Below are 20459 nucleotides of genomic sequence, written 5' to 3' on the forward strand. Positions count from 1 at the left end.
CTTCGCCAAGCGAGAGGGATCACCTCACAAACTGAGCGCGGAATTGCGTCGGCGTCATGCCCATCAATCGACGGAAGCTGTTCGAAAGGTGCTGAGGGTGGCTGAAGCCACAGAGAGCAGCAATGTGGCTCAATGGGTAGCTCGTCTCTCTCAGAAGACGCTGCGCTCGTTCCAGTCGGCACTGAAATACAAACCGCGCAGGGGTCTCGCCTCGCGTCTGCTTGAAGCTGCGAGAGAAGTGCCGAACGCTCATCCCGGCGATGTCGGCGAGATCGACGAGCTCAATGGGTTCATGCAACGTCGATCGAACATACTCGTCGATCAATTGGAGTACCGAAGCGGACAACGGTGTGGCTCCGGTTCTGGAGCTGTCGCCGGTTTGAAGCTTCTGCAGTCGTGCGATGGTTTGAAGCGTCCAGCCATCCGCCATGAGGGGAAAAGTGGCGTCGTCCCGCCACGTCATGAGTTCGCGAAGTCCGCCTTGGATCGCTTGGTCGCTGAACCCGGTAAGCGGCTGCTCGAGCAATGCGGCGGCGCCTTCTCCGAATAGGGACGGGTCGATCGAGACGACGTCGTAACTGCAAATCCTGTCGGTCGACATCAGCCCTTCCGAGATCATCCCCGGAGGGACAGACGCAAGGCAATCCGTCTGGCGGCCATCAATGACCGCGCTCCGACCACCGACCTCGACTTCAAGCGGTCGGATGCCGCTTCTCAACCAGAACAGAGTGAAGTTGGGCTGCCGAAAGCGCCAGTATCCCGTTTTGACGATCTCGCGGGTAACCGTTTCGATCCGAACGCTCGAGGTCGATCGTGAGCCAGAACTTATGATCGTTCCGTTTGCATGCCGGTAATACGCGCCGGGGTCGGCTTGAACGTCCTCGTCCTTCATGAGGCAAGCTCAAATGGACGGACCGCGTCTGCGCCATCATACGGGTGTATGACTGGCAGAAATGAAAAAATGGACGATGAATGGCCCGCAGATGCAAGTATGGCCGTCCAATGCACATAGCATGAAGGCGGCAGACTTCGGCGGTGCTGTGGAGGAGCTTCCGTGACGTCATTGAATGGCTTGACTGGATCAGTCGGCGTTTGGATCGCGCCAGGGTTGCGTCGGTCACCCTCACTCATGAGCGCTCCGTCACTCTCTCGCGCGACGCTGTGGGGTCGACGTTCTTGAAATCCGGCAACGTCTTCACGGCGCTCGCGCTCGCAATCGCTAGCGCCGTGTTCGCTGCGGACACCCTTTATGCGACGGACGTCAGTATCTCGGTTCTCTACGTGCTGGCGCTCGGAGTAGCCTCGTTCGACGCGCATGAGGGGCGTCTGTCTTGGTTCACGCTTGGCTGTCTGGGGCTCGCAGCCCTTGCATGGGCGATCTCTCATGGAGCCTCGCCGACCTGGAGTAGCCTTCTGAAGCTTACTGCGTCCGCCATCGCGATTGCGATGACGGGGGCCCTGCTAGAGAACTTCAGAAAACTTCAGTCCGTGCGTAAAGCGTTGGAGGAGAGCAAATTCGAACTTGAGAACCTGACTGACTCTGTTCCCCATATTATATGGCGGGCCACCAAAGAAGCTTACGTCGACTTTTACAATAAGAGATACACCGAGATCATCGGAAGAGATTTTCGGGAGACGATTGAGCGCCAGGACTGGATCGAAGATTTTCATCCTGACGATCGCGGTTGGTATCTGGAACGAGTTCGGACGGCCTTTGCTGCAGGCGATGAGCTTCGAGCCATCTATCGCCTGCGCCACGCCGACGGCAACTACCGTTGGGTTTCACTCGTGGGACGTGCAGTTCGCTCTCCAGAGACCGGTGAGATCATCCGCTACTATGGCGGCACGACAGACGTCCACGAGGAGGTCTTGGCACAGATCAAGATCAAGGAGCTCAATGAAACGTTGGAGCAGCGGGTCGCTGAACGATCCGCTGAACTCACCCGGACCGAAGCGCGTTTCGACAGCATCTTCGACCTCAGTTCTGTCAGCTTTGCTGAATTGGATTTGGGGGATGCCCAGATCGTCCTTCAGGATCTTCGGAACGCCGGCGTCGTCGAATTTCGTACATATATCGAAAAACATCCGGTGCTGTTGGCGCGGTGCATCGCGGCGACAAGAACCGTCCGCGTCAATGAGGCCTTTGCTCGCCTGCTCGGCTTTAATAGCTGCAAGGAATTGGCCTCTCGCAAACACGAAGAAACATCGGAGGAATACCGTCGGATTGTCACGCACCAACTGGAGATGGCTTACCACGGGCTCAGCCATATCGAGGGGCGAGCAGTCCTGACGGGGAAGGACAGTCGCAAGGTGCCCGTTCACTACACGGTCAGCCGCCTTGAGACTGGGCGGCAACTCGCGACCTATGTCGACTTCACCAATCAAGCGCAGATCGAGGAGATGCGCTTGGCGGTTCAAGAGGAACTTGCCCGCGCCAATCGGATCGCGACCGTCGGCGCCTTTTCGGCGTCGATAGCGCATGAACTGATTCAGCCAATATCGTCGATGACGATGGACGTGCAGACCGGGATGCGACTGCTAAAACGAGCCTCCCCGGACGTGAACGGGGCTATCGAGACGTTCGAACGGCTCATACGGTCAACGCAGCGGATCTCGGGGATCGTCGAGCGCACGAAGAATGCGGTGAAGGGAGGGCAGCGGAAGCGGACCTTAATCGATCTCCATGCCCTTACGCAGGAGGTTCAATCATTGCTCGAGCGCGAAATGCGGAACAGCAAGAGCAAGATAATTATAAGATCCGACGACTCGTCGCCACGAGTTGTCGCGGACGCGATAGAGCTGCAGCAGGTCGTCATAAATTTGGTCAAGAACGCGATCGATGCGATGCAGAACGTTCAGCCTTCCGATCGTGTCGTGGAGATCGACATTGGGTCATCGGGGGCGTTGGCCCGGGTGTCAGTATTGGATCGGGGGGCTGGCATCTCTGATCATGTGCTTGAGAACATGTTTAGACCGTTTTTCACAACGAAATCTAACGGTGTTGGAATGGGCCTCCAGATCTGCCGCTCAACAATTGAAGCATTTGGAGGAGACCTAAGCGCGCGAAACCGCGAACGCGGTGGAGCCGTTTTCGAATTTACTCTGCCGGTGGATCGTACAGACACGGTTCCAGCAAGAATCCACGACTTGAAACGGACAAAGAGCTTTGGTTCAGGCCAGATGCCTACTTAAGGCTGAAGCTTCCGCATTTACCGCGCCGCTGGCGCCACCGCGTGCAGTCGCCGAAGCGCAAGACGCTTCAGCGATTGGCGCAAGCAGGCAAGGCCACAATAAAATCAAATACCCATACGACGGTATGAGGTGTTTATATTTTTCGACAATATGCTCAAGCGCCTTCGATCAATAGCTTAATCGTCGTCGACGAGATGACTTCTGGTGGTCTCCTGGACATTCCTCCCTGAACTTGTGGGTGGCGAGACATCGTCACCCACGTCTTTTTCGCGCCAGCGCCGTCAAGGTGGCAACGAGTGTCCCGGCGCATCGGTGGCTGCAGTTTCCGGAAACGCCGTCCGTCCGACGATGGCTACTCATTCCGGCGCCCTTTATCGGCGCGCGTGTCCCTCTTCGACAAACGCAACCGGAAGATCGAAGGCGAAGCTTGCGCCACCCTCGGGTAGGTTGGCGACCACAAGTTGCCCGCCCATGCCCTCGATGGCCGTTCGGCAAATTTGCAGACCCATGCCAATGCCGGTCGGCTTGGTGGTGAAGAAAGGCTCGAAAAGTCGTTCTACGTGCTCTTCGGGAATTCCCGGCCCCGTGTCTGAGACGCTTACACGTACCGCTTCGTCCCGGCAGCCGATGGCAATGCTGATATGTCGAGGCCCAGGTTGGTCACGCATTGCGTCAGCCGCATTGCTCACCAGGTTCACAAACACCTGCTGCAACTCAACAGGATCGCCATCAACCATCAGCGACGAGTCCTGCGGGCATCTGATGGAAAGGCCGACGCCCGACCGTTTCAGGTCGTGCTCCAAGAGATCGTGCGTCTCCTCCGCTAGGCGGCATATATCGATCGCCTTCACAGCGCGCCGGCCAGCAACAATGTTCGCCCTTGTCCGCTGGACGATGCCAGCGGCTCGCTGTGCAGTCTTGTCGATGCGCTGAAGAAGACGACCGAGCACATCGAGGTCCGGATCGCCGCGACCAATGTACCGAAGGCCAGCCTGCGCTTCCACCAGCAGAGCCGTAATGGGTTGATTGAGCTCGTGGGCGATCGATGCGGAGAGCGCCCCTACAGTCGCTACGCGATTGGCGCGAGCCAATTCCGCCTGTGTAGCGCGCCGCAACCCTTCGATGCGCTCCTGCTCGGAAAGATCCACGAAGCTTGAGAGATAGACGCCTTCCGCGAGTCGAGACACGTTGAAGTAGACGGGAATACGCTGACCACTCTTCCCAAGCAGCGCCGTCCGGCCGTCCATGTGGTCTGTTTTATAGTAATACATCTCGAGCTGGCGGAGCAGCATCTCTTCGCCATCCTCGGTGTTCCGAGTAGGCCAATGCGCAATAAGCTCAGTTGCGCTTGCGTAACCCATCAACCTCGCTAGCGCTTCATTGACCCGTGTCGTGTGGACTAGGCTGAGGGTGCGTTCACGCTCTTTGGGATGGCTCGCCAAAAACTCGCGAAGATCGACGACCCCGTTCGATTTGAGTTCGTCCAGGAATTCGTAAGCCGCGCTGAAGTCCGTCTCGGCGAACGTCATGTTGCTCACGTGGAACAGGCCAGCGTAGCGGGTCTCGGTCCGCATGAGCTCAGCGGTCCGTTCCGTGACGCGGCGCTCGAGCGTCTCGTTCAGCTCGCGCACCTTCTGGTGCGCTGTCACTTGTTCATGGATGTCGGTGACGCCGCCGTAATAGCGGATGTCGTCAGAGCCTTCGGCGATTGGAACTGGCCGCCCGAGGAGAGACATCCATCGGTAGCTTCCGTCTGCATGCCGAAGCCGGAAGGTTGCGTTCAGCTCCTCTCCGGCCGCGAAGCTCCTTTCAAGGTTGGCCATATAGTCCGGCCGATCATCCGGATGAAAATCCTCGATCCAGTCCTGCTTCGCCATTACAGCATGCAGATCTCGGCCGGTGACTTCAGTGAAGCGTTGGTTATAGAAATCGACTTGAGCTTTCCGGTTGGCCCTAAAGAGAATTTGCGGCACTGAATTTGTAAAGTTGATCAACTCGCGCCGACTGTCTTCAAGCTCTGCGCGCACCCTAATGAGTTCTTCTTGCGCAATGACCTCGTTGTGGACGTCAGAAAGTCCGCCGAAGCGTTCAACAAGACCGGTGAGTGGCGAAAACGCGGGATTGTCGTAGATCTGCATCCAACGGTAGGAGCCGTCCGCTTGACGAACCCGGACCTTCAGGTCCGTCACCGTCCGACTGGCGACAGCTGCGGAGACGGTCTCATTGAGTGCCGGAATGTCGTCGGGATGCACGACGTCATTGTAGCGCTGCCCTTCCAGGACTGACCATCGATCGAGCCCTGTCACGGTGGTCCAGCTCTCGTTGAGATACTCGATTTCGCCTTGCGGATTGGACCGCCACAAGACGAACGGCACCGAGTTTGCGAAGAGTTCGACCTCTGATCTGCTGCGCTCCAGATCTCGCTTCGTTGCCTCGAACTGCTTCCGGCTGACCAGCAGAGCAGCAGTGACGCCGATCGCTACGCAAACGAACAGACACTGCAAAGCACTCATGAAGGTTGGGCTCGGGTAATGAACGATCACCCAAGCGCTGATCACAAGCGCGCCGCATGACAGCGCGGCCCACTTCACGGCTGTCTTGCCGCCGCCTGCGGAGACGATAACGAGCACCGCCAGATACAAGATGGAGATCGCGAAATCGTATCTCGCGAGGCTTGCTGTCGCGAACACCGATCCGGCGAGCAAGACCGCGGCCCCCAAAAGGAGTGACCTCTTCAGTCGTTCGTTCATTCCGGGCCGGCTCTTCGTACGGGCGGGTCTTCATGTAACGATACTCGCTTGTCGCGTCTGATCCATCCGGTCCCCGACGCAGTGCCGTCCTTCCTCGCAATTGAAATCGGTGCCATAGTCGTCGAGCTGTGGCGTGCCGTGGCGCACCGAGTAGGCGCTCCAAGTCTCAGATGATTTCCGCATTCGGCCGGGGAGTGACCACTTCTGGCGGATTGCGTTGAAAAAGTCGGTTGCTTGGCGGGTCATCTGAGCTGACGGCCGGAAGACGAGCGGCCTTTCCGCTTTTCAGATCCGGACCGTAGTCGGCGCCGGGACCAGCTTGGCGAGCTTCCTGAGGTTTTGGGCGGTGGCGGCGAGCAGGAACTCGTCGCGGGCTCCGCATGGCCCTCGAAGGCGTAACCGATCGAGCCGCAAGATGCGCTTGAGGTGCGCGAACAGCATCTCGACCTTCTTCCGCTCTCGCCGGGAGGCGGCGTAGGCGTCGGTCTTCGCGATTTCCCTGGCCATGTCGCGAGCGCCCTCGTGGATCGATCTAGGGATCTTCCGGGCCGGCGTGTTTGGGCAGCACTGCGGTTTCAAGGAGCAGCCGTCGCAGTCGAGCTTGCTGGCGCGGTAGCGGATCATGCCGTCGTCGTCGACGAGCGGAGCCGAGCTCCGGTAGACCCTCTGGCGGGGTCTCAGAAGCGGCGCGGCTCGGCGTTGAGCCCGGGACCTATCGCCAGATCTGATCCGCGGTCGACCAGGCGGAACCCCAATTCGCAATGGGTCAACCTCAGCCATTGAACACGGCGTCGGCGTGGATAAGCTCATGCCATGACGACGATCCCCGAATGCCTTGCGGCCTTCTCAGTCGCGGCCATGATGAACACGCCCGACGCCGCCGCACGTGGCAGCGCCGCGATCGATGCGTACCTAACCTGCGTCGAGGACGTTCCCAGACGGCGCTTGGCGGCCCTGCACGAGCTTCACGCGGCCTATCTTGAGCTATCCCTCGACAGCGCCGCAGCAGTCGCCATCAGAGCCGACATTGAGAACCGCATCGCGGCGATCGCGGGAGCCGGACAGGCGCCGAAAGCCGCGGATCGACACGCCTGAAGAAGCAACTGCGCCTGACCGCTCCCGGCGCTCAGGCGCCGTGGCCGAGGCTTCCCGGCAACCGCATCAGGATCGCTCGCAGCCGCTCCTCCTGGACCGCGTCGGAGGCCTCCTCAGGCACGAACCACCGCCGCTCGCGCTCGGCCTTTTCAGGCCAGTCCTCGAGTTCCTCGCGGACGAGCAGCGGGAACACTTCGACCTCGCAGATCTGGTTCGGACCCTTGCGCATGATCTTGAGGTAGTTGAACGAGCCGAGGGCGGGCCCGCCGTCGCCGCGAACGCCGGCCTCCTCGTAGGCCTCGCGCATCGCCGTCCCTAGCGCGCCGAGCTCCTTGATCGGCCAGCCCTTGGGCACCATCCACCGATGCGTCTCGCGGGTGGTCACGAGCAGGACCTGCAAGCCGCCATTGGGACCGATCCGGTAGGGCGCTGCGCCGTACTGGTCGCGCACGCGCGCCTTGGGAGATCTCTTGCTCATCGCTTGCGATAACGCCCTGTGGCGATGACGGTTTCGCGACGGCGGACAGGCCCCGTCCAACTCTCGCGGAGTGTTTTTCAAGCGCCGCGAGTCGGTTAGAGCGAACGCATGGTCGACATCGTCCTTCTCGACAACGGATGCGAACCGCCGCCCGATGAGCGCTACCTGATAATCGAGTGGAGGCGGACAGGGTCCGGCTGCGCCGTGCGCCACGAGGCCATGGGGATCCGCTATGTGGTCGGGCCGGACAGGCACGCCTTCTGGACCGTTGAGGCCCGCCACCTAGCGAGGCGCCTGAAGTTCGACCGCATCTACTTCAAGTGCTACCCGAACGCGCAGACTGAACCCAACCGACAGACGGCTGCCGCCCGAAGCTGACGCTCAGCCCGGCATCCCGATGTCGCCGACAAAGGCGACCTCGCCCGGCCCTGGTCCAAAGGACTCGATAGAGCTGGTCCGGTTCGGTCCCGAGAGGACGGGCGTGTCGGCGTCGAGGCCCGCGGCGGCGGCGGCTGCGATCACGGCGGCTGTCTCGTCCACGACGTGCACAGCCCAGAACAGCGGGTTGCCCGTCGGCGCCGTCTCGAAAGCGATCAGCCATCCTTCCATGACGGCGGCGGGTAACATTGGCGATGCGCCTACGGAAAGCTGTGCGTTCGTCGGGTTCCCGGGTCGAGGGACCGAGCCGCCTCGCGACGGCCGGCCCCTCTGGCCGCCCCTCGGGGTTGGAGACACCAGAGGCGGTTGGCTCACATTAGGCGTTTCGACGCCTTTGAGCCTGAGGCGGGACGTCGCTTGGGCCGCGAGCGTCAACGGGGACGGCAGCCCGTCGCTCGGTCGCATCGCATCTGCTTTCAGTTCGAATGGCCGATCTCGCCAGAGCAGCGCGAGCCTCTATCTTCTACCCTTGAAAAAAATGGAGAGCGGTATGCAGGACGAGACCGACGCGCAGCAGCCCGAACTCGTCGGCGCGGCCAAGTGGACCGCGAAGCACGACGCGACGACGCGCGCCGCGACTGAGATCATCGAAAGGGAGCGTGTCGAGCGAGAAGCGAAGACGGCCCGTTTGAGAGCTGCTCGCCTCGCCCGCGAGACAAGCGACGCCCGATCTGCCGTGGCGGGCTGACGAGCTATTACACCCTAGGCGTTTCAGACCGACGCGCGGCCTTCAGGCCGTCCCGCACACGTCGCGAAGCGCCTTCACGATCTCAGCCTTTACGAACAGCTTGCTGCTGAAGCCGATCGGGCTCCACAGGTTTGCCCTGGCGCGGACCAGAGGTGGGAAGAATCAGCGGCGAGCCGTCATTCGTTGGTGTGGTTTTCTTGGCGGCTGAGCACCGAAGACCTGTACCAGCGCCAGGTTTTGATCTCGCGCTCGAGCCGCGCATAGCGCTCTTGGAAGTGGATGACGAGCGGCTCGTCGGTGCCGCGCTCGAGCGAGCGTTTCAGCTCCATCGCCAACTTCTGGCAGGCGAGCAGCCGCTCCTCTGCGTAGGCGAGCTCGTCGCCCGCGCTCCGGACGTCGCCGTCATCCGCCATGGCGAAGGCGGCTGCGAGCGGCCCTCTCGCGAGACTTCTCCAACTCGGCGATCGACACGCAGCGTCCCGTCTCGGTGAAGACGGTGACGGCTTCCCCCGGACGTTCCCGGGCAGCTTTGGCGATGGACAGGACGTCGATCTCCGACGCCGCCACGACTGCGGTCTGGTGGCCGCGGTCGGTCGTGATGACCGTGTAGGACATGCGCGCTCCCCCGAATGCGATTCGGAGGATGTAGGCGCCCGTCTCGAGATTCCAGATCCGGATCGATCAAGCCTGATAAGCGCACCGGATCAAGCCGAGACTTTCAGAGGTCTCCGGCGGACAATTTTTTGCCGTGGCGCTCGAAGGTCCGTCGTCAGGGCTTGGCTAGCGCTTCGAGCTCTTCGACAGTCAGGATCCAGCCCGTATCGCTGGCGATGGTGACCTGATCTCCGTCCTTCTCCAGGTCGTGGACGAGCCTGAGGGCGTCCAGGACCGAGGCTGCGACGGTGGCTACCGGACCGCTCTCGGCGGCCGCGATGACCGTGTACGACATGCTGGCGTGGCCTCCGCTTCGGCCCCTTGGCGGGGCGCTATTGGGTTTTGCGGACGATCAACTTTCGAACCAGCGCCCCGGTTCCGGCGAATGGCTTTCACGAACGCCAGAGCCGTGCGCGAGCAGGAACAGAGCGAGACGATCCGGATTCGTTCTGCAGGGTCGGACCGGGAACGGTTTCGCCCGACCAAACCCTTCGCGATCGTAAACGCCGCGCTTCGCCCCATCGCGGCGGGAAGCGGACCTCCCGAACGTCAGCAACAGGTCACCCGGGACGGGACCTGCCGGCTGAGACGCGCCATGTTCGGACACTGAGATTCATGCGAATAGCGGAGCTTCGATCTGACTCGAGGACTTGTATATGGCCGCTCAAAGCCAGCTGAGCGACCGCGAGGGGCTCGGCCGCGCGCGTGAAGTTGCGCTCCTCGACTACGGCCACGAAATTCGCAAGCAGTTGAGTTCCAGTGCGATCCTACCCCCTGGCCTTAGCCGGAGGCCCGGCGGCGTCCGGGGCCGCTTGAGCTGCTGCGGTAGCGAGCCAGTCGCTCAGCATGTCGACGTGGATCGCGAAGTCGCGGCCTTCTTCGGGACCGCCCTTGTGGATGACGCCAATCACTGCGCCGCCTGCGTCGAGAAGAGGGCCGCCAGACATGCCCTGGCTCAGCTTCTGGGTCACCTCGACCAGCCGGACGGCGCGCTTTACCGTGACCGTGCTGACGACGCCTGGCCTGACGTTAAGAGGATCGCCTGGAGCCCATGCGGGGTATCCAACTGCGGTCGTCGGATCGCCGACGCCGAGCGAAGACCCTGATCGATCCAGCTCGTAATACTCATTCGCCGGGATGTCATGGCTGAGCACCGCGAGATCGAGGTGTTCGTCTCGTATCTCTACCGTCGCCATAAAGGTGTTGGAATTCTTCGATGGGTGGAAGACCTCGACTTCCTTTTTTCCCGTCACGCAGTGCGCCGCAGTGACGAGACCGACGCCGTTCAGGAAAAAGGCGGTACCCTGACTGTCCTCGTGCTCGACGAGCCATACTGCCCGGTCGCGACGCTCGGCCGGCATCGGCGTCACTTCGATCCTGCGATCTGGGAAACTCGCGTTGAAGCGTAGCGCGATGCTGCGAACGACTGGATCCGACGAGCCTTTGACGTGGCTGATCCAGGCGATCTTGCCGAGCAGATGCTCGACCAGGGCCCCGGTCCCGCCGGACGCGGCGTACTTCGCCTGCGCGCCCGCAAGGCCGAGCGACTCGACCGAATGCAACTTCGCTCGAACGTTCCGGATGTGCCGACGATCGACGTTGATCAGCTCGTTGATTTTTAGGCCAGTTACCATCCGCCGGGAGTGCCGATCGGCGTAGTGCGACTTGCCTGGATTGATCGTGAACCCATTGCCGGCGATGAGGGCGTTTAGCGCCGTGTTCAAAAGTTCGGGCGCGAAGCGGCCGGCTGGCGGCAGCGGTCCTTCGAACAGCGAGGTCATCGGCTGGTGATTGGAGAACGTGATGTCGTCCGCGTAGCGCGTGTAGATGCAACGCGTCGTCTTGGCGAAGGTGAGCAGCTCCCGGTCCAGCCGAAAGCAGATCATGTTGGACAGCACCGGGCTGGTCGGCGCGCCTTGAGGAAGATGGCCGTCGACGCAGCACATATGACCGATTGCGGCTGCTACTGCGTGGTCGATCCCGAGAGCCCCGAGCATGCCGACGACACGGTTCTCCGATATGGAAGGGAAAAAGTCCTTGAGATCGAGATTGAGGACGAAGCGTCGGCGTAGATGAGAGAGGGCGTTGGTCTTGATCGACCGATCCGCGACGAAGCCATGTACCGGATTGCGAACCGGATAGATTAAATTGAGAAGTGGCAGAAGCTGCCGCTGCAGATACTTGAGTCTGCGATCGGGCGCGCGGATCAGCCTACTCTTGCTATTGCTCTTGGAGATCTCGAACGTCCGATACATTCGCGCGCGACGCCAACGGATCGTCTTCATCTCTCGAGCGGTGACGCCCAGATACGCGAGAAGCGCATCCTCACTCGTCAATTCGGCAGGTAGCGCAACTCGGATCGGTGGTCCGAACGGGTTGCGAGGCACGAGGTCTCCCTTCCACTCACGCCGCGGTCACCCAGAGTTCACGGCGCGCGCACGACTTCTCAGAACATTAGCTCTTACGCCGCAGTTGCACAGCGCGTATGCGATGGGAGACCTCGTGCGGTATACGTAACAGGTGCTGCAAGAGGCCGCTACATCAAGAGCTTGAAAGAGGCTTGGACAGCACGAAGCCGAGGCGCTCGGCGCTGCTGGCCGGCCCCCATCGAGTGGTCCGGTTGCAATGCTAGTTCATGATCGGCGCTGACGCGACGGTTGGTGTGGCCGGCGGAGCTGGTCGGGGTTGCGCAGCCGGCCATAGCGCGACCTCGGGCGCGGGCGGTCTGTAGCCGAGCGCCGAGTGCGGTCTGACGACGTTGTAGTGCCGTCGCCAGCTTTCGATCACGGCTTTGGCTTCGGCGAGCGTGTAGAAGATCTCGCCGTTGAGAAGCTCGTCCCGCAGCCGCGCGTTGAAGCTCTCGCAGAAGCCATTCTCCCAAGGGCTGCCCGGTTCGATGAAGGCGGTCCGTGAGCCCACGGCGACGATCCACTCACGCACCGCCTTGGCTGCGAACTCGGGGCCGTTGTCGGACCTGACGTGGCCCGGCGCGCCGCGGAGGATGAACAGGTCCGACAGCACGTCGATGACGTCGGTCGACCGCAGCCTTCGCCCGATCCGGATCGCCAGGCATTCGCGCGTGAACTCGTCGATCACGTTGAGCATCCTGAACCTGCGGCCGTCATGCGTGCGGTCCTCGACAAAGTCGTATGACCAGACGTGGTTCGGCCGCTCCGGCCGCAGCCGCACGCATGAGCCGTCGTTGAACCAGAGCCGCCCGCGCCTGGGTTGCTTCGTCGGAACCTTCAGCCCCTCACGTCGCCAGATCCGCTCGACCCGCTTGAGGTTCACGGCCCAGCAGGCGAAGCGCAGCAGAGCCGCGATCCGCCTGTAGCCGTAACGGCCATACTGGACAGCCAGCGCCACGATATCGGCGGTCAGGGCCGCCTCGTCGTCGGGCCGTCTTGGGACCTTCCGCTGTGTCGATCGGTGCTGGCCGAGCACAAGGCAGGCACGGCGCTCCGTCACGCCGAGCTTGCTCACCACACGGTCCACGCAGTCGCGGCGACGGGCGGGGCTGATCAGTTTTGCTGACGCTGCCCTTCGGGTCCCCGAGCTGCCTCCGCCAGGATCATCTTGTCCAGCGTCAGGTCCGACACCGCTCGCCGAAGCCGGGCGTTCTCGGCCTCAAGCTCCTTCGAGCGCTTCACCTGATCGCCTTTCAGGCCGCCATACTCGGTGCGCCAGCGATAGAACGTAACTTCGGTCACGCCGATCGAACGGATCGCTTCCGCCACCGGTCGACCTTGCGCGGTCAGAACCTCGACCTGCCGCAGCTTCGCGACGATCTCTTCAGGTGCGTGCCTCTTCCTCGGCATCGTTCAGTCCTCCAAATGGCCAAAAGCCATACCTCAGGGAGGACCACTTCTCAGGGGGCAGACCATTGGTCGTGCCCGAATCCGGCTCCATGCGGAGCAACTCCGGGAAGTCGACGGACAGGCCCTTTTTCTCGAGCGACGCGGCGCGCTTCTTCGTGGCGTCCAGCAGGGCCTTCTGTGACGACGGCATGCCCCAGCGCGCGAGCGTCAACTCGCGACCTTCAGCCGAGTTCCGGACGACCGGCGCAGGGTAGTTCGGAAAGATCCCGGGCATGGGCGGAAGATTGCCGGTGCGGTCGATCAGCGCTTTCGACAGCTCCCGGATCGCCGCCTGACCCTTCGTGAGACTGTACAAATTGCACATGTTGGCCTCCAGACCGTGGGATGGCGCGGCGACCATAATCGCGAGCTAATGCTCAAGGAAGAACAGCGAGCGGCGTTCGCGACTTTACCCCTGCGTGCGCGGCTCCTGATCCGTTTGGAACAGGCGAGCTACGTCGTGCTCGCGCTCGCTGCCGCCGGAGGACTCATTTGGTGGAAGTGGTCCTGACGCGGCCGCGTGCGTAGCCGGTCGATACTCGCGAGGTGAGCCGGGCGACTTCTTCTTCCAGGGCGGCGTTCGCGACCAGAAGCGCTCGAACAGCCGCCCAGGCGTCGCCATCGCAGGCCTCAACGGCCTGATCGGTCGCGCGTTCCAGTGCAAGCGCCGCCTCGTCTGGGCCCATTGTTTTCGCAGCCTCGGCCATCGTGATCTCCCGTCCGTGAACAGCAGGGAGAGTGCCCGACTCGGCTTGACCGATCCAGCAAATGTTCTTTCTATGTTCTGCTCATGAAGACTCCTTCAGCTAACGCGCGCCCGAGCCTCGCCGCCATCGCGAGGCGACTTGAGGTCGCCTTCAGGGCGGACCGCACGGTGACGCTGAAGCCGCAAACCGCTCTGGTGGTCGCCGTCGCGGTCCGGGCCTTTGCGGTCCAGCCCACGCGCGACGAGGTAGTGAGGCTGATCTGCAACCAGAAAGCGCCATGCGAGGGATTCTGCTATCCATGCATCGCCTTGGCGAACCGGATTTCTCAGCTTTATGCCGGTGAGCGTGACGGACGATGACCGAGGCCGCCCGGGAGCACCCTGTCCTGTGGAGCAGTCGCCGGCCTGAGGCAATGCCGGCGCATGGAATGCGCGCCGTCGCGAGGTGCGGACTACGTCGTGCGAGCGGCCAAAAAATACCGGTCGATGTAATCAACATGTAGTCGAAAGACGCCGATGACGATCGTCCATTGGCGTCGTGAAGCAGCTCCCGGCCGGCGCCCTGCGCGCGACCTTCGTCAGCAATGTCCGCCGGGTCCGTACAAGAATGGGCTGGAGCCAGGAGAGGCTTGCTTTGGCCGCGGGCTTTCACCGGGTCTATGTCAGTCGGCTGGAGTCCGGCAAGTGGAACGTGTCCCTCGACAACGTCGAGCGGATCGCTTCGGCGTTGGGCGTCGATCCGATCGAGCTGCTGCTTCACCCGCGGAGTTCGTCCCCGAAGGCTGACGACGCCACATCCTGATCGCGTTTCATCCAGTCCCTGCTGGGTGATGACAATGCCCATACTCAAATCCTCATTTGATGTATTCAATCCCTCAATCGTCGATGCGGTCGCATTTTCCCTTACCCAAGATAGTGGATTGAGGTTGGTCTGTCGTAGAGCGGCCGGATGACGTCTTGGGTACTGGTTCTGCGGCGGGCGAGTGTCGTGGTCTTGTCTGCGCGCGCTCTCGCGCGTTACATGCGCGAGACCCCCTAAATCATGACCGCTCAAGATTCTGCTTGAGCGGGGGCGAAATGTAATTTATATTTGAGCTCAGTCGCGAGCCTCACAAGAGCGACAGACAGGTGCGTCGGACAGGCGATCTCTCGCTTCCGGCAGCTGGTGCCCCGGGCGTTCCCAAGCGGACGTCGTCGAAACATCGACCTTGGGTGTGCCAATGAGCATCGTGATTCCCGGCTCTCAACACGAGGGCCGTCTTAAGCGGGAAAGCCGCGTTCAGGCGCGTCGTCTCAAGCGCGTCGTGCGTCATTACGGGGGATGGGTCGGAAAGCCCGATCTGTCGCTCGAGAAAATCAACTTCAATCTCGGTCTGGACATCGTCGGGCTGGTGGCCCTGCCGATCCGCATCGGCAAAATCGAGGCGATCGCCTTGACCGCGCCGGGCGTCTACTTCGGATCGGACTGGGGGCGTGCGCGGCTTTCGTGGCTCGTCGAAGCCTTGCAGAAGGCTGGCTGCCGCGCCTTGCTGGTGACCAAGCATTCCCTCAACCGCCGCGCCCGCCGCCTCGAACTGCAAGACGGGCCGCCGCCGATCGCTCGGCGCGACGGCGAACGCATGACGCGGAGCCTGCTGGTTTCGACCGGAAGACGTCCGCGTCCAGATCAAGGCGACAAGCTTCACGCCACCTCTTCCGAAGATCCGTCGTCCGAACGCGCGGACCAGAACCCGAAGACCGGAACCGACGGTTCGTGAAGCCGGCGTCACGGCGCCTGAACCGGCGTCGGCGGGCGCGGATGGCCAAGCAAGGCGAGAGGGCGGCGACCGATGCGGTCGTGCGCGGTCGCTTCCGGCGACGCAAGCGGCGGCGGAGCGATCCGCGCGCCTTCAACGACTGGCGTTCGGCGGTGACGCCGCCGGACGCCCTGAAACGCAATGCCGTCCTCCACGACCTCTCTTCGGTCGTCCTGTTCGCCGATCGCCGCTGGCGACCCGCCGTGGACGGCGATCCGAGCGCAGCCGTTGGATTGGCGCTCGAGCATGTGTGGACCAGGAGGATCGCGGACATCCGCCGTGACCTCATCCTGACGGCCCTTTGGGCCTGCGCATCGGCCGGAGACCCGGCGTCGAAACTCTTGCTCGCCGTGCTGCGCGAGCGTGTCGACGAGGCCAGAAGCGCATGAGAGAGAAATCGCAGGCAGAGCGGGACGAAGAGGCCGTCGAGCTTCTCGGCGACGCCGCTGCTCTATTCGACCCGGCAGGCGCTCTCGCGGCTGAAATTCTTCACGAGGCGCTGCCGAAATCCGTCTGGTCGGCGGTCAAGCATAACGAGCCGAAAATCTTTCTCATCGAGGTCGCCGGATCCAGCTGGTGGAAGCCGATGGCCTCAGGGCTGAGGCGGCTGTTCACCGAGGTGGCGGTCTACATGCCGACCGATCTGACGAGCTCGATGCGAGATGCGCGCGGGGCTTCCGTAATCATAGCTCCGACGTTCGTGATCGTTGGCGATCCGGCGCGCCTGCCGAGCGAATTGATCGCCGGCGCTGACGTCAGAATTCCCGTGCGTGCGACTCCACGAGCCTTGCGTCGAACGCTCCAGCGTCTTTACGGCAAGCGCGCCGTTGTCCGTCAAAGCGACTTCTCCGGACTTGATTGGCCCGAACTGCTGGTCGCCCTGAGGCCGGATTCGACCCCACGCGCATGCGTGGCGCGCTGGCGCAAGACCGCTGCGTCCTTGAGCGCCCCTATCGCTTCCGACAAGACGCCGACCTTGGACCAGCTCGCCGGTTTCGGCGATGCGATGCCGCGGCTCTTGTCTCTGGCAAGTGACATCGAGCGCGTGCGCGATGGACGTCTGAAGAAAGACGAGCTGCCTTCGCTCCTGCTGCACGGCGCACCCGGCACCGGAAAAACCCTTGTTGCTCGATCGCTCGCCAAGACGGTCGGTTTGCCCTTCATCGAAACCAGCATTGGCGATTGGTTTGCCGGAGAGCGCGCGCATCTTGGAACGGTGATCGGCGAAATGCGCCGCTTCTTCGCACGTGCGACTTCGTCCGCGCCGTGCATCGCTTTTATCGATGAACTCGACGGGCTTCCCGATCGCGCAAAGCTTGATGAGCGAGAGCGGGAGTGGTGGACGCCAGTCGTCACCACGGCGCTCGTCATGATCGATCGGGCGCGCGCCGCAGGAAGCGGCGTCGTGCTCGTCGGTGCGACCAATCACTACCAGTTCCTCGACCCTGCTCTCGTGAGGCCGGGCAGATTCGACATTCACCTGGAGATCGTAGGCCCGACGACGGACGCCGATTTTTGCGCAATCCTGCGGCACCATCTTGGCCCCGATCTCACGGGCGCGGACCTTTCCGTGATCGCCAGGACAGCCTTGGCGCGCAAAGCGACGGGGGCGGTCGTCGAAGCATGGGTGAAGGCCGCGCGCGAACGGGCGCGTTCCAAAGATCAGTCCCTCGAATTCGCTGACCTTGTCCATGTCGCGATCCCGGCGCCGACGCGATCTGCAGCGAAGGAGATGCGCATCGCGATCCACGAGGCGGGGCATGCGGTGGTCGGAAGGGTTCTGGGCGGTCAGGTCAAGACGATCACCTTGATCAGAACCGCTGGCGTCGAAGGCATGGTGAGCTTCGCCGACGACGATGAGCCCGCCACTTTGGACATTCTGGAATCGAACATCGTCAGCGGCCTTGCCGGTCGCGCCGCCGACGAGCTCTTGAATGGCGCGGCTGAAGCCGGCGCGGTCGCCGACCTTCATCGTTCGACCGGGCTTCTGGCTGCGATCCACAGCGCCTTCGGACTGCGAGGCCGTCTGACTTCGCACGGGTCGGTGGACGAGGCTATCGCGGCGATGAGGTTCGACCCGAAGCTTGAGCGCAAGGTCGAGGCCGACCTGCAGCGCCTGATGCGAAGGGCTCGTCAACTGGTCGCGCTGCATCACCGCGCGGTCAAGAGCCTCGCAAGGACGCTGGTGGCGAACCGCGTCGCCACGCAGGAAGACGTCGACGCCGCGATCCTGGCCGATCCGGCCGGTCGCGCGGCAAGGACCTGGGATCTGATCGTCGAGCGCGTCACCCAGGACGAGGAGGAAGGCGACGCGAGCGCGGCTGGCGCGCCGACGCCGCGCCAGCCGGAGGCCGACTGATGATCGCGGCCGACGAGTTCGACGAGATGAAGCGTCGTCTGCGAGAGGCGTCCCATGAGGCGCTGGCCGCAGCGCCCCTCCTGGAGCGCTGGTTCGTGGATCGCTCGCTTGGGAAGCCCTGCCTGGTCGGCTTCGTCTCGGGTCACCCCGAGATCGTCGATGGACGCTGCGTGCGCACGAGCCTGCTGCTGCGGATCGCGCCCGAGGCTGGCTGGGCGAGGACCCGAAACAGGTTCTATCGCCTCGGAAGGAGCCTAGACGAGTGGCGGGTGCTCCAGTGAGATCGACGAACCGCCATTGCCTCAAACGGTTAAGGGAATGGGGGGTCGGCGGTGGCCCGCCCGAAGCCCGAGAGGCGCTCGCATCGACCGCTTCGGGCGGTCGGCCGAACAGGGATTGGGGGGTCGCTCAGATGAGGGATTGGCCCAAATCGCTTGGAAGCGCCTCGAAAACTGCCCCGAAACTGCCCCAGCATGTCGGGAGGGCCTCGATGCGATTTCGATATGTCCAAGAAGATCTTGGTAGCGGAGGACCGCTACCGGCCGCTTAGCCGATCGCAACCCATTGAAATCGTTAGCCTTGGAATCTGGCGCGAGAGCGACTTCCCGCGCCGCTGATTTCGCACGCCCGGCCGCGCCCTTCGCGCGCCGGCTCCTCACCCTATGGCCATCCGGCCCCCGAAAGGATCTCCCGATGCGCATCTCGCGTATTTCCCCAATGACGCCCCGGAAGCTTGATAACGGCGTCACTCTCTTGGCCTCATTCGACTACGAGCCGATCGACGGCATCCTCTGCCGGCTTACCCTCGTCCGCTCCGATCGGGGAACCGACATGATCTGGTCGCGCGCCGCGGTCGGCGGCCCATCGGTTCGCATCGCCCCCGAGCTTCAGCGCGATCTCGCCCTCGCTGTCCGCGCAGAGCTCGCCTCGCTCGCCGCCGGCGCCTTGGCTGCGTGACGCCCATCCATGGCCAGCCTTCCAAACGCCGCGGACGCGGCGAACGATCTTTCATGCCTTGGTGAGCCATACGCTGACGGGCCGCCGGACTTCGCAGCCATAGCCGATGCGCTCGGTGGCGAGGCCTATGCAGACGGCGTCTGGGCGCCCGCGCCTGGCGAGCCGGCAGAGGACCGTGGCCTCCGCGTCACTCCGCACCGTGGCTCGCTATGGGGCGTCCGCGTCGCGAACTCACATGCGCCGGTCGAAGACGACTCTCTCTCCTATGTCGTCGACAAGTGCGGGCTCCGGCCGCAGCGGCCGCCATCGCTCGAGCCGCCCGCGGCGGCGAACGACAATCAGCCGGTCGCGCTTTCTTTCGTCGATCCCTCGCGTTGGGCAGGCAAACCCGTGCCGAACCGCGAGTGGTTCATTGAGGGCGTCGTGCCCGCCGGGACGGTGACACTGCTCTCCGGCGACGGCGGTGTGGGCAAATCGCTCCTCGCTCTCCAGCTTGCCGCCGCGACGGCCCTAGGAGCTTCGACGGCGGGCTTTGAGCCTCGAGCCGGTCGAGCGATGGTCATCGCCGCCGAAGACGAAGAAGGCGAGCTCCATCGTCGCCTAGCCGACATCGTCACGCATCACGGTCGGTCCCTGGCCGACCTTGGCGACCTTCGCCTCTACCCGATGGCTGACAGAGACGCTCTGCTCGCCTCTCCCGATCGGGCCGGCCACATGGAGGCGACGCCACTCTGGAAGTTCTTCGCGGTCGATGCGAAGGCCTTCAAACCGTCCCTCATTGTGCTCGACACCAGCGCCGACCTATTCGGCGGCGACGAGATCCGCAGATCCCAGGTCCGGCAGTTCGTCGCCATGCTGCGCGCGCTGGCCATCGAGACCGGCGCCGCGGTCATTCTGCTCAGCCATCCGAGTGTTGCCGGCATGACCGCCGGCACGGGCACGTCAGGCTCGACCGCCTGGAATAACTCGGTGCGTTCGCGCCTCTATATGGATCGGGAGCCCGACCGCGATCCAGCCGCTCGGCGTCTTCGGGTGATGAAGGCCAATTACGGCTCGCCAGGCGCGGAATTCCGATTGCGTTGGGAGGACGGCGCCTTTGTCGCCGGGCCAGAAGCAAACTGCCCGCTCGTCGCCAAGGCGGAGGCCGAGCACGTCGACCGCATCTTCGTCGATCTGCTCCGCAAGCTCACCCGGCAAGGTCAACAGGTAGGTTCCGCCCTGGCTCGAAATTACGCGCCGGTTGTCATGGCCGCGCACCCGGACTCAGCGGGCGTCAACAAGATCCAGTTCGAAGCGGCGATGCATCGGCTTCTCGATTCCGCCGTCGTGCATGTCTCGGAGGAAGGACCGCCCTCAAGGCGGCGTCGCCGGCTTCTAGTTTCAGCCGACGTCTATAGCCCCCGATAGCTTCCAACGGTCGTTCCAACGCCCTACCAACGGGTACCAACGGGGTGTGTGTTCCAACCCCCTATACCCCCTTGGGCGTTGG

At 62.8% G+C, this 20459-nt stretch carries 21 protein-coding genes and 3 pseudogenes; 11 read left to right on the forward strand and 13 right to left on the reverse strand.

The genetic code is table 11. The features are described from left to right. Nucleotides 1-19: 19 nt before the first annotated feature. Nucleotides 20-892, reverse strand: coding sequence for a helix-turn-helix transcriptional regulator (locus tag ACFOWB_RS10460; protein WP_261404990.1), 873 nt, complete (start codon nucleotides 890-892; stop codon nucleotides 20-22). 143 nt (nucleotides 893-1035) lie between these two features. Here ACFOWB_RS10460 and ACFOWB_RS10465 point away from each other — a divergent pair, with 143 nt between their 5' ends. Next, on the forward strand, nucleotides 1036-3192 hold the full coding sequence (locus ACFOWB_RS10465) for an ATP-binding protein (RefSeq protein WP_261404989.1): 2157 nt from the start codon (nucleotides 1036-1038) through the stop codon (nucleotides 3190-3192). Nucleotides 3193-3563: 371 nt separating this feature from the next. On the opposite strand, the gene ACFOWB_RS10470 is transcribed toward ACFOWB_RS10465, so the two are convergent. Together ACFOWB_RS10470 and ACFOWB_RS10475 are read right to left on the reverse strand one after the other, a co-directional pair. Further along, on the reverse strand, nucleotides 3564-5942 hold the full coding sequence (locus ACFOWB_RS10470; protein WP_378147164.1) for a PAS domain-containing protein: 2379 nt from the start codon (nucleotides 5940-5942) through the stop codon (nucleotides 3564-3566). A gap of 285 nt (nucleotides 5943-6227) precedes the next feature. Next, nucleotides 6228-6566 (reverse strand): annotated as a pseudogene (locus ACFOWB_RS10475) (transposase); the annotation flags it as partial. Between the two features lie 189 nt (nucleotides 6567-6755). On the opposite strand from ACFOWB_RS10475, the gene ACFOWB_RS10480 reads away from it, so the two are divergent. Then, entirely contained in the window at nucleotides 6756-7037 is a 282-nt protein-coding gene (locus ACFOWB_RS10480; protein ID WP_378147166.1) for a hypothetical protein, read from the forward strand. Between the two features lie 31 nt (nucleotides 7038-7068). Here the strand turns inward: ACFOWB_RS10480 and ACFOWB_RS10485 are convergent, their stop codons facing one another. After that, a complete protein-coding gene (locus ACFOWB_RS10485; RefSeq protein ID WP_378147168.1) occupies nucleotides 7069-7515 on the reverse strand; it encodes an NUDIX hydrolase in 447 nt (148 codons plus the stop codon). A gap of 108 nt (nucleotides 7516-7623) precedes the next feature. Between ACFOWB_RS10485 and ACFOWB_RS10490 the strand changes: the two genes are divergently transcribed. Further along, a complete protein-coding gene (locus ACFOWB_RS10490; protein WP_378147170.1) occupies nucleotides 7624-7893 on the forward strand; it encodes a hypothetical protein in 270 nt (89 codons plus the stop codon). A 3-nt stretch (nucleotides 7894-7896) separates the two neighbouring features. On the opposite strand, the gene ACFOWB_RS10495 is transcribed toward ACFOWB_RS10490, so the two are convergent. After that, the gene (locus ACFOWB_RS10495; protein WP_378147172.1) at nucleotides 7897-8142 is read right to left on the reverse strand and encodes a hypothetical protein; all 246 of its coding nucleotides are present in this window, start codon (nucleotides 8140-8142) and stop codon (nucleotides 7897-7899) included. 301 nt (nucleotides 8143-8443) lie between these two features. Between ACFOWB_RS10495 and ACFOWB_RS10500 the strand changes: the two genes are divergently transcribed. Then, on the forward strand, nucleotides 8444-8641 hold the full coding sequence (locus ACFOWB_RS10500; RefSeq protein ID WP_378147174.1) for a hypothetical protein: 198 nt from the start codon (nucleotides 8444-8446) through the stop codon (nucleotides 8639-8641). Nucleotides 8642-8817: 176 nt separating this feature from the next. On the opposite strand, the gene ACFOWB_RS10505 is transcribed toward ACFOWB_RS10500, so the two are convergent. From ACFOWB_RS10505 to ACFOWB_RS10540, 8 genes and pseudogenes are all read right to left on the reverse strand, one after another. After that, on the reverse strand, nucleotides 8818-9054 hold the full coding sequence (locus ACFOWB_RS10505; protein ID WP_261404983.1) for a hypothetical protein: 237 nt from the start codon (nucleotides 9052-9054) through the stop codon (nucleotides 8818-8820). Beyond that, nucleotides 9044-9256 (reverse strand): hypothetical protein, encoded by a 213-nt coding sequence (locus ACFOWB_RS10510; RefSeq protein ID WP_261404982.1) that lies wholly within the window; start codon nucleotides 9254-9256, stop codon nucleotides 9044-9046. The genes ACFOWB_RS10505 and ACFOWB_RS10510 overlap by 11 nt, the downstream gene beginning before the upstream one ends. A 154-nt stretch (nucleotides 9257-9410) precedes the next feature. Continuing rightward, the gene (locus tag ACFOWB_RS10515; RefSeq protein WP_378147177.1) at nucleotides 9411-9590 is read right to left on the reverse strand and encodes a hypothetical protein; all 180 of its coding nucleotides are present in this window, start codon (nucleotides 9588-9590) and stop codon (nucleotides 9411-9413) included. A 265-nt stretch (nucleotides 9591-9855) separates the two neighbouring features. Then, nucleotides 9856-10044 carry a helix-turn-helix domain-containing protein gene (locus ACFOWB_RS10520; RefSeq protein ID WP_378147325.1) on the reverse strand — a complete coding sequence of 63 codons (189 nt, stop codon included), beginning with the start codon at nucleotides 10042-10044 and terminating at the stop codon, nucleotides 9856-9858. Between the two features lie 18 nt (nucleotides 10045-10062). Next, a complete protein-coding gene (locus ACFOWB_RS10525; RefSeq protein WP_378147178.1) occupies nucleotides 10063-11682 on the reverse strand; it encodes a trypsin-like peptidase domain-containing protein in 1620 nt (539 codons plus the stop codon). A gap of 241 nt (nucleotides 11683-11923) precedes the next feature. After that, nucleotides 11924-13113: pseudogene (locus tag ACFOWB_RS10530) on the reverse strand (IS3 family transposase). A 64-nt stretch (nucleotides 13114-13177) separates the two neighbouring features. Continuing rightward, nucleotides 13178-13477 (reverse strand): annotated as a pseudogene (locus tag ACFOWB_RS10535) (SOS response-associated peptidase); the annotation flags it as partial. A gap of 163 nt (nucleotides 13478-13640) precedes the next feature. Next, nucleotides 13641-13859, reverse strand: coding sequence for a hypothetical protein (locus ACFOWB_RS10540; RefSeq protein WP_261404978.1), 219 nt, complete (start codon nucleotides 13857-13859; stop codon nucleotides 13641-13643). Between the two features lie 537 nt (nucleotides 13860-14396). On the opposite strand from ACFOWB_RS10540, the gene ACFOWB_RS10545 reads away from it, so the two are divergent. The 7 genes from ACFOWB_RS10545 to ACFOWB_RS10575 all read left to right on the forward strand — a co-directional run bounded on the left by ACFOWB_RS10545 (nucleotide 14397) and on the right by ACFOWB_RS10575 (nucleotide 20377). Then, the gene (locus ACFOWB_RS10545; RefSeq protein WP_378147181.1) at nucleotides 14397-14660 is read left to right on the forward strand and encodes a helix-turn-helix domain-containing protein; all 264 of its coding nucleotides are present in this window, start codon (nucleotides 14397-14399) and stop codon (nucleotides 14658-14660) included. 418 nt (nucleotides 14661-15078) lie between these two features. Next, on the forward strand, nucleotides 15079-15615 hold the full coding sequence (locus ACFOWB_RS10550; protein ID WP_378147183.1) for a hypothetical protein: 537 nt from the start codon (nucleotides 15079-15081) through the stop codon (nucleotides 15613-15615). Nucleotides 15616-15656: 41 nt separating this feature from the next. Continuing rightward, entirely contained in the window at nucleotides 15657-16043 is a 387-nt protein-coding gene (locus ACFOWB_RS10555; protein ID WP_378147185.1) for a hypothetical protein, read from the forward strand. Further along, on the forward strand, nucleotides 16040-18013 hold the full coding sequence (locus ACFOWB_RS10560) for an AAA family ATPase (RefSeq protein ID WP_261404973.1): 1974 nt from the start codon (nucleotides 16040-16042) through the stop codon (nucleotides 18011-18013). Before ACFOWB_RS10555 ends, ACFOWB_RS10560 begins: the two co-directional genes overlap by 4 nt. Beyond that, nucleotides 18013-18294, forward strand: coding sequence for a DUF6634 family protein (locus tag ACFOWB_RS10565; protein WP_261404972.1), 282 nt, complete (start codon nucleotides 18013-18015; stop codon nucleotides 18292-18294). The genes ACFOWB_RS10560 and ACFOWB_RS10565 overlap by 1 nt, the downstream gene beginning before the upstream one ends. Nucleotides 18295-18766: 472 nt before the next feature. Then, the gene (locus tag ACFOWB_RS10570; RefSeq protein ID WP_261404971.1) at nucleotides 18767-18970 is read left to right on the forward strand and encodes a hypothetical protein; all 204 of its coding nucleotides are present in this window, start codon (nucleotides 18767-18769) and stop codon (nucleotides 18968-18970) included. Between the two features lie 9 nt (nucleotides 18971-18979). Continuing rightward, nucleotides 18980-20377, forward strand: a complete 1398-nt coding sequence (locus ACFOWB_RS10575) for an AAA family ATPase (RefSeq protein WP_378147188.1) — start codon at nucleotides 18980-18982, stop codon at nucleotides 20375-20377. The last annotated feature ends 82 nt before the right edge of the window (nucleotides 20378-20459 follow it).

The organism is Chenggangzhangella methanolivorans (genome assembly GCF_042648545.1).
Lineage (GTDB): Bacteria > Pseudomonadota > Alphaproteobacteria > Rhizobiales > Methylopilaceae > Methylopila > Methylopila methanolivorans.

Bases quoted from the DNA above. Each gene is read 5' to 3' on its own strand.
- ACFOWB_RS10460 (WP_261404990.1), bottom strand. From the start codon at position 892: ATGAAGGACGAGGACGTTCAAGCCGACCCCGGCGCGTATTACCGGCAT.
- ACFOWB_RS10470 (WP_378147164.1), bottom strand. From the start codon at position 5,942: ATGAACGAACGACTGAAGAGGTCACTCCTTTTGGGGGCCGCGGTCTTG.
- ACFOWB_RS10480 (WP_378147166.1), top strand. From the start codon at position 6,756: ATGACGACGATCCCCGAATGCCTTGCGGCCTTCTCAGTCGCGGCCATG.
- ACFOWB_RS10485 (WP_378147168.1), bottom strand. From the start codon at position 7,515: ATGAGCAAGAGATCTCCCAAGGCGCGCGTGCGCGACCAGTACGGCGCA.
- ACFOWB_RS10490 (WP_378147170.1), top strand. From the start codon at position 7,624: ATGGTCGACATCGTCCTTCTCGACAACGGATGCGAACCGCCGCCCGAT.
- ACFOWB_RS10495 (WP_378147172.1), bottom strand. From the start codon at position 8,142: ATGTTACCCGCCGCCGTCATGGAAGGATGGCTGATCGCTTTCGAGACG.
- ACFOWB_RS10500 (WP_378147174.1), top strand. From the start codon at position 8,444: ATGCAGGACGAGACCGACGCGCAGCAGCCCGAACTCGTCGGCGCGGCC.
- ACFOWB_RS10505 (WP_261404983.1), bottom strand. From the start codon at position 9,054: ATGGCGGATGACGGCGACGTCCGGAGCGCGGGCGACGAGCTCGCCTAC.
- ACFOWB_RS10510 (WP_261404982.1), bottom strand. From the start codon at position 9,256: ATGTCCTACACGGTCATCACGACCGACCGCGGCCACCAGACCGCAGTC.
- ACFOWB_RS10515 (WP_378147177.1), bottom strand. From the start codon at position 9,590: ATGTCGTACACGGTCATCGCGGCCGCCGAGAGCGGTCCGGTAGCCACC.
- ACFOWB_RS10540 (WP_261404978.1), bottom strand. From the start codon at position 13,859: ATGGCCGAGGCTGCGAAAACAATGGGCCCAGACGAGGCGGCGCTTGCA.
- ACFOWB_RS10550 (WP_378147183.1), top strand. From the start codon at position 15,079: ATGAGCATCGTGATTCCCGGCTCTCAACACGAGGGCCGTCTTAAGCGG.
- ACFOWB_RS10555 (WP_378147185.1), top strand. From the start codon at position 15,657: ATGGCCAAGCAAGGCGAGAGGGCGGCGACCGATGCGGTCGTGCGCGGT.
- ACFOWB_RS10560 (WP_261404973.1), top strand. From the start codon at position 16,040: ATGAGAGAGAAATCGCAGGCAGAGCGGGACGAAGAGGCCGTCGAGCTT.
- ACFOWB_RS10565 (WP_261404972.1), top strand. From the start codon at position 18,013: ATGATCGCGGCCGACGAGTTCGACGAGATGAAGCGTCGTCTGCGAGAG.
- ACFOWB_RS10575 (WP_378147188.1), top strand. From the start codon at position 18,980: ATGGCCAGCCTTCCAAACGCCGCGGACGCGGCGAACGATCTTTCATGC.